Genomic DNA, 10,508 nt, shown 5'->3' with positions numbered 1-10,508 from the left:
TCGGCAGCGTCAGATGTGTACAAGAGACAGAGACCCCGCCGCCAGACACCACTCCCGCCGAGACACCGCCTCCCGTGAAGGAGACTCCACCGCCCGCGTCCGGCGCGACGCTGTGGTTGGACAAGGAGGGCGCCGCCCAGGACGACCTGGCGCTGGACCTGGCGGTGGACGCGTCCGGGGACCTCTTCACCGCGGCGGTGCACGGCTACGACGACCTGGAGGACCGCGCGCCTTCGGACGACTCCGTGGAGTTGGTGCTCACGCGGCGTACGGGGACGGGAGAGACGGTGTGGACACACGCCTATGACGTGCGCACGGCCTCCGCCCCCGAAGCGCTGCGCGCCGAGGTCCACGCCCGCGTCGCGGCGGACGGCGCGGGCGGCCTGCTGGTGGCCGGCAACCTCCAAGGCATCACGGACCTGGGCACGGGCAAGCTGGGCAACGGTGGTGGCGAGAGCGTCTTCGTGGCGAGGCTGGCCGCGGACGGCACCACGCTCTGGGCGCACGGAGTGCCGGCGACGCTGACGGTGACGGACGTGGCGGCGGACGCGCAGGGCCGGCTGTACGTGACCTATACCGCGCCGCGCCGGGTGGACCTGAGCGGGGACGTGACGGGGGCCAGCGCGGGCGTGGCGGTGTTCGCGGCGGACGGCACCCCGGAGCGGGCCATCGCGGTGGGCAGCGCGGAGTCCGAAGGCGCGGGCACGCAGCCCCTGGCGCTGGCGCTCGCGGCGGACGGCAGCGTGGCGGTGGCGGGGCGCTACACGGGCACGGTGCGCTTCGGCTCCACCAGCACGCAGGCGTCCGAGGCGGGCAGTCCGTTCGTCGCGCTCTACCGCGCGAACGGGGCGCTGGGGTGGGCGAAGGTCCGGCCGGGCGTGAAGGGCGCCGCGAAGGACGTGGGCCGGGGCGCGGCCGGCGAGGTGGTGGCGGGCGGTGACTTCCAGGGCACGTTCTCCTGGGGGCACACGCCGCTGAAGGGCACATCCATCCCCAGCGCCTTCGTCGCGGTGACGGCCGACGACGGCACCGAGCGTTGGGCGCACGACCTGGGCACCGACGCCCAGGTGCAGGGCGTGGCGATGCACGGGTCCGGCGAGGTGCTGGTGGCGGGCTACACGTACTCGTGGCTGGAGAACGGCACCACGGGCCAGGACGGCCTGGGGGCGGCGCAGCTCTTCACCCAGCGCTTCGACGCAGCAGGGCAGCCCCTGGTGTCGCGACTCTACCTGGGCGCCAACCCGGAGCCCCGCGGTGAGCTGTACGGCGTGGAGGCAGTGCCCGCGGTGGCGCTGATGCCGGACGGCGACGCGGTGCTGTACGGCCACACCGACCGCCCCACCGACTTCGGCATCGGCAAGCTCAAGCCGCTGCGCGGCGACATCTTCCTCCTGCGGGTGAAGCACTAGCCACCCGCGGAGGAAGGCCGTGGACACGGGCCCGGCTCACCGCCGGGCCCGTTCCATTTTCCAACGGAGGCCGCTTCAGCTTCCGATTTCGACGTTCTCCAGCACACCGAGCGCGTCGGGGACGAGCAGGGCCGCGGAGAAGTAGGTGCTCACCAGGTACTCGGTGATGGCCTTGTCGTTGATGTCCATGCGGCGCACGGAGAGGCCCGGTTCGACCTCGTCCGGCAGGCCCGTGTGGTGCAGGCCGATGACGCCCTGGTCATCCGCCCCGGTGCGCAGCACGAGGATGGAGCTCGTGAGCGTGTTGGAGATGGGGATCTTGTCGCAGGGCAGGATGGGGACGCCGCGCCACGCGTTCAGCTTCTGGCCGAGCACGTCCACGGGCGTCGGGTAGAGCCCCCGGCGATTGCACTCCCGGCCGAAGGCCGCGATGGTGCGCGGGTGGGCCACGAAGAAGCGTGACTTGCGACGGCGCGACAGCAGCTCGTCCATGTCATCCGGCGTCGGCGGACCACTGCGCGTGTTGATGCGCTGCTTCAGGTCCGCGTTGTGCAAAAGCCCGAACTCACGGTTGTTGATGAGCTCGTGCTCCTTGCGCTCCTTCAGCGCCTCCACGGTCAGCCGCAGCTGCTCGGCGGTCTGGTTCATGGGGTCGTTGAAGAGATCCGCGACGCGCGTGTGCACCCGGAGGATGGTCTGCGCCACGCTCAGCTCGTACTCGCGGGGCTTCAGCTCGTAGTCCACGAAGCCGCCCGCCAGCACGGGCTCGCCGTGGTGGCCCGCGGTCAGCGGGATGGCGGCCTGCCCGGACTTGTCCTGGGGCTTCTTCAGGCGCGCCTTGTACCCCGCCACGTGGGCGCTCAGCGCCGGGGCCTGGAGGATGAGCGCCTCGAACACCTGCTGCGGCAGGGACATCACGATGCAGGCGGTGGTCGCCTTCACCGTGAAGGGCCACACGTCGTTGGACTCCACCACCGCCTGGTCGCCGAAGTGATCGCCGTCCGCGAGCGTGTCCAGGACGACAGGGTCGCCGTACTTGCCCGTGCCCAGCTTCGACGCCTTGCCGTGGGCGATGAGGAACACGTGCTCCGCGGGCTGGCCCGCCTCCACGATGGAGTCACCGGCCTTGTATTCCTTCTGCACGAAGCGGCTCGCGAGGGCCCGGACCGTGAGGCCCTCCTCGTCGCCGTCGAAGCCGCGCAGGAGCGGCAGCTTGAGCAGCTCCTGCGGGATGACCTCCACCTTCGCTCCGATGTTGCTGAAGTTCAGGCGGTCATCGCCCGCGGAGTAGGTGAGGCGCCGGTTGACGCGGAACACGCCGTTGGTCTGGACCCACGGCAGCATGCGCAGCAGCCAGCGCGGGGTGATGCCCTGCATCTGCGGCTGCGACTTGGTCGTCGTCGCCAGCTGACGGGCACCGGCCGTACCCAGGCTGGAGTGCTCGGTGTCGCCGGTGTGGATGATGGGATTCGCCATGAAGAGTCCTCTGGGGTTGCGTGGGGGCCTGGGACTACGAGCGACCGATTTCGACGCTCTCCAGGATGCCCAGCGCGTCCGGCGTGAGGACGGCCGCGGAGAAGTAGGCGGTGACCAGGTAGTTCATGATGGCCTTCTCGTTGATGCCCATGAACCGGACGTTGAGGCTGGGCTCTATCTCATCCGGGATGCCCGCCTGGTGCAGGCCGACGACGCCCTGGTTCTTCTCCCCCACGCGCATCAGCATGATGGAGCTGGTGCGCGACTCGGTGACGGGGATCTTGTTGCAGGACACGATGGGGATGCCGCGCCACGCGGGGATCATGTTCCCGTTCATGTCGATGCTGGTGGGGTAGATGCCCTGGCGGTTGCACTCCTGGCCGAACGCGGCGATGGCACGCGGGTGGGCGAGGAAGAACGACGGCTCCTTCCACACGGTGGCCAGCAGCTCGTCCATGTCGTCCGGCGTCGGCGGGCCACGGCGGGTGTGGATGCGCTGCTTCAGGTCCGCGTTGTGCAGCAGGCCGAACTCGCGGTTGTTGATGAGCTCGTGCTCCTTGCGCTCCTTCAGCGCCTCCACGGTCAGCCGCAGCTGCTGCTGGGTCTGGTTCATGGGGTCGTTGAAGAGGTCCGCGACGCGCGTATGGATCTGCAGCACGGTCTGCGCGACGCTCAGCTCGTACTCGCGGGGCGCCGTCTCGTAGTCCACGTAGGTGCCGGGCAGCACGGGCTCACCGTGGTGGCCGGAGGCCAGCTCGATGGCGGCCTGGCCGGACGTGTCCTGCTTCTTCTTCGCGAGGGCCTTGAACTCCTCGATGTGCTTGTGGAGCGACGGGGCCTGGGCCACCACCGCCTCGAAGGCGGACTGCTGGAGGATGAGCGCCGTGACGGGCGTGACGGCCTTCACCGTGAACTGCCAGAAGTCCTGCGACTCCAGCAGCGCCTGGTAGCTGTAGTGGTCGCCGTCCGCCAGCGTCTCCAGCACCGTGGGCTCGCCGTACTTGCCGGCGCCAATCCGGTTCACCTTGCCGTGGGCGATGAGGACGATGGAGTCCGCCTCCTTGCCCGCCTCCGTGAGGATGTCGCCGGCCTTGTATTCCTTCTGCACGAAGCGGCTGGCGAGGGCCGTGAGGACCTCCACGTCCTCGTACCCGCGCAGCAGGGGCAGCTCGCCCAGCTCCTGCGGGATGACCAGCACCTTCGCGCCGGTGCTGGTGAACGTCACCCGGCCGTCGCCCACCGCGTAGCTCATGCGGCGGTTGACGCGGTACGTGCCACCCGACACCTGCACCCACGGCAGCAGCTTCAAGAGCCACCGGGAGGAGATGCCCTGCATCTGCGGTTCCGACTTGGTGGTCGTCGCCAGTTGGCGCGCCGCCGCGGTCCCGAGGCTCAGTGAGTTCTCATCGTGCGTCTTGGAATTCGACATGGGTCATCCTTCCCTGAGTTGAAGAGTTGAAAACGTCAGTGCCTGCTCAATGCCTTCAAGAATCGGAGCGCTCGCGCTTGAACAGCTCGGCGACGCGCGTCGCGGCCATGCCCAGACCGGCGAGGTTGCCCGTCTTGAGCTTGGGGGTCGCCGCGTCGAGCAGCTCGGCTTCCTTGTAGCGGTCCACCGCCGCGTGCCACATGGGGATGCCCGCCATCCACTGCTGGAGCTGCACCACGTACTGGTGGAGCTTCTCCTGCGCCTTCGCGTCCAGGTCGAAGCTGCGGATGATGACCGGCAGCTCCTTTTCGACCAGGTGCTCGAACTGCTTCATCCGCGCCGTCATCAGGTGGTTCACGACGAGGACGGCCGAGTCCTTGTCCACGTCGAGGAACTTCTGGACCACCAGCACGCCGTTGTTGAGCTCGCCCTCGAATTCAATCTCCTTCTGGTAGGAGAAGATGTCGTTGACGAGGCAGGCATAGTCGGCGGCCGAGTTCTCCAGCCCGCGCAGCGTGCGGGTCTTGAAGACCTCCTCGGGGATGGCGTCGCCCTTGGACAGCCGCGACAGGCTCATGGTGAGGTCCGAGCCGAACGTCTTGCGGCGCATCTCCACGTAGTCCACGGGGTCCGGCACGCGGTTGATGAGCTGGTTGTTCAGCTCCCACAGCCAGCTCTCCGTCATGTCCTGGATGGCCTTGCGGAACAGCTTGCGCCCGTAGGCGGAGAGCGGGCCGGCCGTGCGCTTCCACAGGTCCGCGAGCCCCACCTCCACCGGGTTCGTGGGCACCGCGGCGGAGGCCGTCTCCACGTCGTCCGGCATGAACTGCGTGAGGCGCGCGTTGAACACCTTCGCGCCCGGCATGTCGCGGGTGTAGCCGTAGAGCGCGGGGAAGTAGTCGTCCGCGTAGGTGCCCCACACGAGCCAGCACGCCGTCAGGTCCAGCTGTTCAGGCGTCGCGTCCGGGTGGATGAGCGCGCCGCAGAGGGCCACGTCGGCGACGTCGAACTTGTGGTCGTCCCAGATGTAGACCCCCACGCCGGGCAGCACGTCCAGCATCCCCATCCGCCGCGCCCAGTCCTTGGAGTTGCGCCGCGCGCGCTCCAGGTGGGGGCTCAGGTACGTGCTGTAGGGCATGTAGAACTTCGGCAGCTTCACCGGGCCCACGTGCTGACGGGGCACGTGGGAGAAGCTCTTGATGCGGGTGAGCCCCAGCCCGCCGGACGTCAGGGGCAGCCGCAGCGCGGACATGCCCAGGCCGTTGGGGAGCGGAATGGTCAGCTCCCGCCCCTCGCGGCCGGCCGTCTGGTTCATGTAGCGGTTGGAGCGCATGTGCCACTCGTGGCCGCCGGACTGCCAGTCCTGGAGCCCCCGCAGGTACAACATCACCTGGGCCTGCTCCGCCGGGTTGAGGCCGTACTCCGCGAAGAGCCAGGGCAGCTCCGTCGCCGCGGTGGTCTCGAACTGGTGCAGCCGGGACGTCAGCAGGTCGTTGACCAGGTCCGCGGCGCGCTGCGTGTCACACTCGAGGAACTTCTCCACCACCAGCACGCCGTTGGAGAGCTCGCCCTCCTCCAGGATCTCCCGCTCGTAGGAGAACAGGTCGTTGCGCAGGTGCACGGCGTCGGAGAACGTGTCCTTGAAGACGCGCATGGGGCGGCTGTGGACGACGCGGGCCGGGATCTCCGCGACGGCGTGCTCCACCAGGTCCGACGACCAGGGCGCGCCACCGACCTTGCGGCGCATCTCGATGTACTCGACGGGGTTGGAGACGCGGGCCTCGCTGATGTTCTCGATCTCCCACATCGACTCGTCGAGCAGGTGCTGGGTGTTCTCGAAGAAGCGGCGGCGCCACTCCATGGACATGGAGGGCACCGTGCGCTTCCACAGGTCCCAGAGCCCCCGCTCCACCGGGTTGGTGGGCTCCGGCGGCGTGCTCGACAGGTCCAACGGCATGAACAGCGGGAGCCGGTCCAGGTACGCCTGACCGCCCGCGATGTCCCGCGAGTACTTGAAGACCTCCAGGAAGTGGTCGTCGAAGTAGAAGACCCAGACGTACCAGTCCGTGATGAGGTCCAGCTCCGCGCTCGGCGCCTCCGGGTGCGTGTACGCGCAGAGCAGCGCGTAATCCATCCCGTCGAAGCGCCGCTCGCTCCAGACCTCCTTCTGCGTCCCGTCCCGCGGCGGGCCCAGGATGCCCATCTCGTACGACCACGCCTTGGTGTGCGCGCGCGCCGCTTCGAGATGGGGATTCAGTCGCGCAGGCCAGGGAACGTAGAAGTCCGGCAGCTCGAAGGGGGGTTTGCGTCGCGCCGCGGACATGCGTGCACCTCAGTTGGATCCGCGACCCTTGTAGCGGTGTCGAGAATCCAACTCCATGCACAACATGCGAGGCAGGGAAGTTTGCAAATGCTTGCAAAACGGGAATGACCCACCTGCGTGGGTCATGACCCCGCGGCGTGGGGAGCGCGCATCCCTTCACGGGACACGGTCACCTCCCCACCGCGAACGGCGCGCTAGCGGCGCGTCGTGCGGCGCGACGGGCTCTTGCGAGCGGTCGTCTTGCGCGCGGTGCCACCACGCTTCGCGGCGGGCGTCTTGCGCGCGGTGCGGCCGGCGGCGGCGCGACGGACCGGCGACGTGCGGGCTCCGCGCTTGGAGGTGGCCTTCTTCGCGGTGCCACGCTTGGCGGTGGCCTTCTTCGCGGCACCGCGCTTGGCGGCGCCCTTCTTCGCGGCGGGACGCTTCGCAGCGGCCTTCTTCGCGGTGGTGCGCTTGGTGGTCGCGCGCTTCGCGGCGCCCGTGCTGCGGCGGGGCGAGGCCTTGCGCGCGCTCTTGCGCGAGCCAGAAGCGCGGCGGCGCGACGGGGTGACGGACGTCGCCTCACCGACCGGCTGCGCCGTGTTGGACTGGGACTGGGTCTCGTTCGGGTCCTGCACTCGGGTCTCTGCCGTCATCAACTACCTCCAGGGGGTTAACGCCCTGGATCGTACGCGCATCCACGCGAAGTGCACGCATGCACGCACGCGCAGATGCACTCCACCCAACGAATGTGCATCCACCGGAGCCCGCGCGAGGCCGAGAATCCGGCCCCGGAGCGCACGGCGGCGACAGCCCTCTACGCCGCGCCCTTGAGGAACGCGGCCAGCTTCTCGTACGCCACCGCGAGCGGAGGGATGGGCGCGCTCTCGTGGAGCTGGTGCGCCTGCGCCGTCTCACCGGGCCCGAAGTTCACCGCGTCCACGCCCCACTCGCCGAAGCGCGCCACGTCCGTCCACGCCTGCTTCGACGCGGCCGGCAGCCCCGTGAGCGACAGCAGCCGCTGGAAGAGCGGGTTGCCCGCGGCCACCGGTCCACTGGGCGACGCATCCGTGAACTCCACCTCCGCGCGGCCCGCCACCAGCGCCAGCACGTCCTCCTTCGCCTGGGCCACGCTCTTGCCCGGGGCGAAGCGGTAGTTGAGGTTCAGCTCGAACGCCTCCGGCACCACGTTGCGCGCCCGGCCACCCTTGGCGAGCGTCGCGCTCATCACCTCGTAGAAGGGGAAGCCCGCGACGTTCACCTCCACACGCTCGCGCCCCAGGAGCTCCGTGAGCAGCGGGCCCGCCTTGTGGATGGCGTTCTCCCCCTGCCACGGCCGCGCCGAGTGCGCGCTGCGCCCGGTGAAGCGCACCGTGACCTGCATGCTGCCCACGCAGCCCACCTGCACCACGCCGTCGGTGGGCTCCATCGCGATGCCGAAGCGCACGCGCGACAGGTCCGGCCGCTTCTCGTACAGCGGGATGAGGCCGCTCTCCGCGTAGGCGCCCTCTTCGCGCTCGTACAGGAGGAAGGCCACGTTGACGGGCAGCGCGTCCCGCTTCAGGTCCTCCGCGAGCGCCATCATCACCGCGAGCCCGCCCTTCATGTCGGACGCGCCCAGGCCGTGTACGCGCTCCCCCTCGATGCGAGGCGCGCGGCCCACGTCGCCGGGGTGCATGGGCACCGTGTCCAGGTGGCCGATGAGCGCCACCGTGGGGCGGGGGTCGTCCAGCGCGCCCAGCAGCAGCGTGTGGCCTACGCGGAAGACCTCCTGGCGGCGGAAGTGGCGCAGCGCCCAGCCCTCGACGTGGTCCGCGATGGGACCCTCGTGGCCAATGGGGCTGTCGATGCGGCACAACTCGAGGGTCGTCTGGGCGAGGCGGGTGGCGAGGTCGTCGGTGGAAGCCATGCGCGGGACAACATACTCCCGCCGCCCGTCAGGCGCCGCCGTCCGCCAGCTCTTCAAAGGACGTCACGCCGTCCAGCACCGTGAGGCAGATGCACGCGGGCCCCTGCAGGGCCGTGAAGTCGTGCAGCGAGCCGTCCGGCTTCTCCAGCGCGTCACCCGGCCACACCTCGTGGCCGTTGTCCTCGCGGAAGCCGCCCTCCAGCACCAGGCTCCACTCGCGGCCCTGGTGCGAGTGGCGCGGATAGCGCGCGCCGGGCAGCAGGCGCACGACGGCCGCCATCATCCCCTCGCGCGCGGGGCCCGGCTCCAACGGCATCAGCTCCACGCCCTCCACCGGACCGGGCATCCACTGGTTCGGGTCCGCCATGGACTCCAGCACGGCGAGCGCCCGCTCCCGCGTCACGTCCAGGAAGGCGGCCACCTGCTCCGCCCAGCGGGCGAAGCGGCCAGGGCCCTCCATCTGGCGCATCAGCCGGGGAAGCGCGGCGGCCGGAGGCGGCTCCGGGGTGACCAGCGCCCCGAGCGCATCCACGGCCGGCGTCAGCCGGGCCAGCTCCGCCCGGCAGCGCTCACAGCCGTCCAGGTGCCGCGACGCCGCGTCCCGCCGGGCCGGCTCCAGGGTCCCGAGCAGCCACTCGGGGAGGATGTCATCAAGGTGTTCCATCACCGTCCTTCTATACGGGCCCGACGCGCCAGCGGATTTTCTGGCCGTCACACCGGAACCGCGAACTCCCGCAGGGCCGCGTTCAGGCTGGTCTTCTGGTCCGTGGAGGCCTTGCGCTGTCCGATGATGAGCGCGCACGGCACCATGTACTTCCCGGCCGGGAACTCCTTCTCCCGCATTCCGGGGATCACCACGCTCCGGGCCGGCACGCGCCCCTTGTGCACGACCTCCTGGGAGCCGGTGACGTCGATGATCTGTGTGGACGCGGTCAGCACCACGTTGGCGCCCAGCACCGCCTCCTCCTCCACCACCACCCCCTCCACCACGATGGAGCGGCTGCCCAGGAAGGCCCCGTCCTCGATGATGACGGGCGACGCGGAGGGCGGCTCGAGCACGCCCCCCAGTCCCACGCCGCCGGACAGGTGCACGTGGCGGCCCACCTGCGCGCACGAGCCCACCGTGGCCCAGGTGTCCACCATGGTGCCCGCGCCGACCCGGGCTCCGATGTTCACGTACCCGGGCATCACCACCGCGCCCCGCTCCACGAAGGCGCCGTAGCGCACGGTGCCCGGCGGCACCACGCGCACTCCGGCCGCCTCCAGGCCCTTCTTCAGGGGCACCTTGTCGTAGAACTCGAAGGGGCCCACCTCCATCACCCGCATCTCCGACACCGCGAAGAACAGGAGGATGGCCTCCTTGACCCAGGCGTTCACCCGCCAGCCTTCGGGTCCCTTCTCCGCGACGCGCAGCTCGCCGGCGTCCAACCGCGCCAACGTCTCGCGCACCGCGGACACGGCGTCCGCGTCCTTCAGGAGCGCGCGGTCCGCGAAGGCCGCGGACACCCTCTGGGAGAGCTCTTCGATGGAGGTGGCCATGGGCCCGCGTTCAATCACACTTCAGCGCGCCGCGCCGCTCCGGAAAGTCACGCCCCGTCACGCGTGGGACGTCCCCGGGAGGAACGCCAGCGGATGCGTCGCCGACAGGATCTCCCCGTGATGCAACCTGTCCGCGGGGACGAGGGGCCCGGCGTCCGCGCGCAGCACCACCGCGCCCTGGAGCACCCGGCCCACGGCCTCCAGGGGCACCTCCTTCCAGTGCCGGGTGAAGGGCGAGCGCCGGACATACAGGTGGCCCTGACCGATGAAGGCCACGTAGCCCAGCATCGTCCCGTCCGCCGCGCGGACCCGCATCCCCCCAATGATGGAGCGTCGTTCGAAGGGCGTGTCGTCGAAAGCCATCGGTCCTCACCTCCCACTTGCCGTTGTGGAGGCAAAGGTGGGGACGCCCCCCGGACGCCGTGAGCCGGCCGGCCCCCCGCC

At 70.0% G+C, this 10,508-nt stretch carries 8 protein-coding genes; all 8 read right to left on the bottom strand.

Annotated features, from left to right (window positions below):
- Window positions 1-1,484 precede the first annotated feature (1,484 nt).
- The 8 genes from D7V97_RS33060 to D7V97_RS33025 all read right to left on the bottom strand — a co-directional run bounded on the left by D7V97_RS33060 (window position 1,485) and on the right by D7V97_RS33025 (window position 10,427).
- Entirely contained in the window at window positions 1,485-2,885 is a 1,401-nt protein-coding gene (locus D7V97_RS33060) for a family 2B encapsulin nanocompartment shell protein (protein WP_120614606.1), read from the bottom strand.
- Between the two features lie 34 nt (window positions 2,886-2,919).
- The gene (locus D7V97_RS33055; RefSeq protein WP_120614605.1) at window positions 2,920-4,314 is read right to left on the bottom strand and encodes a family 2B encapsulin nanocompartment shell protein; all 1,395 of its coding nucleotides are present in this window, start codon (window positions 4,312-4,314) and stop codon (window positions 2,920-2,922) included.
- Between the two features lie 55 nt (window positions 4,315-4,369).
- On the bottom strand, window positions 4,370-6,637 hold the full coding sequence (locus D7V97_RS33050) for a family 2 encapsulin nanocompartment cargo protein terpene cyclase (protein WP_120614604.1): 2,268 nt from the start codon (window positions 6,635-6,637) through the stop codon (window positions 4,370-4,372).
- Between the two features lie 194 nt (window positions 6,638-6,831).
- Window positions 6,832-7,272 carry a histone gene (locus tag D7V97_RS33045; RefSeq protein ID WP_147445073.1) on the bottom strand — a complete coding sequence of 147 codons (441 nt, stop codon included), beginning with the start codon at window positions 7,270-7,272 and terminating at the stop codon, window positions 6,832-6,834.
- A gap of 161 nt (window positions 7,273-7,433) precedes the next feature.
- A complete protein-coding gene (gene dapE, locus D7V97_RS33040; protein WP_120614602.1) occupies window positions 7,434-8,525 on the bottom strand; it encodes a succinyl-diaminopimelate desuccinylase in 1,092 nt (363 codons plus the stop codon).
- A 28-nt stretch (window positions 8,526-8,553) separates the two neighbouring features.
- Window positions 8,554-9,189, bottom strand: a complete 636-nt coding sequence (locus tag D7V97_RS33035) for a dimethylsulfonioproprionate lyase family protein (RefSeq protein WP_120614601.1) — start codon at window positions 9,187-9,189, stop codon at window positions 8,554-8,556.
- Between the two features lie 47 nt (window positions 9,190-9,236).
- Complete coding sequence (locus tag D7V97_RS33030; protein WP_120614600.1) at window positions 9,237-10,064, bottom strand: 2,3,4,5-tetrahydropyridine-2,6-dicarboxylate N-succinyltransferase; 828 nt, start codon at window positions 10,062-10,064, stop codon at window positions 9,237-9,239.
- A gap of 57 nt (window positions 10,065-10,121) precedes the next feature.
- Window positions 10,122-10,427, bottom strand: coding sequence for a hypothetical protein (locus D7V97_RS33025; protein WP_120614599.1), 306 nt, complete (start codon window positions 10,425-10,427; stop codon window positions 10,122-10,124).
- Window positions 10,428-10,508 lie beyond the last annotated feature (81 nt).

It is taken from the genome of Corallococcus sp. CA053C (assembly GCF_003611675.1).
In the GTDB taxonomy this organism is placed as follows: domain Bacteria; phylum Myxococcota; class Myxococcia; order Myxococcales; family Myxococcaceae; genus Corallococcus.
Note: the sequence above shows the minus strand (reverse complement) of the source record. Positions and strands in the feature narration are given on the sequence as shown.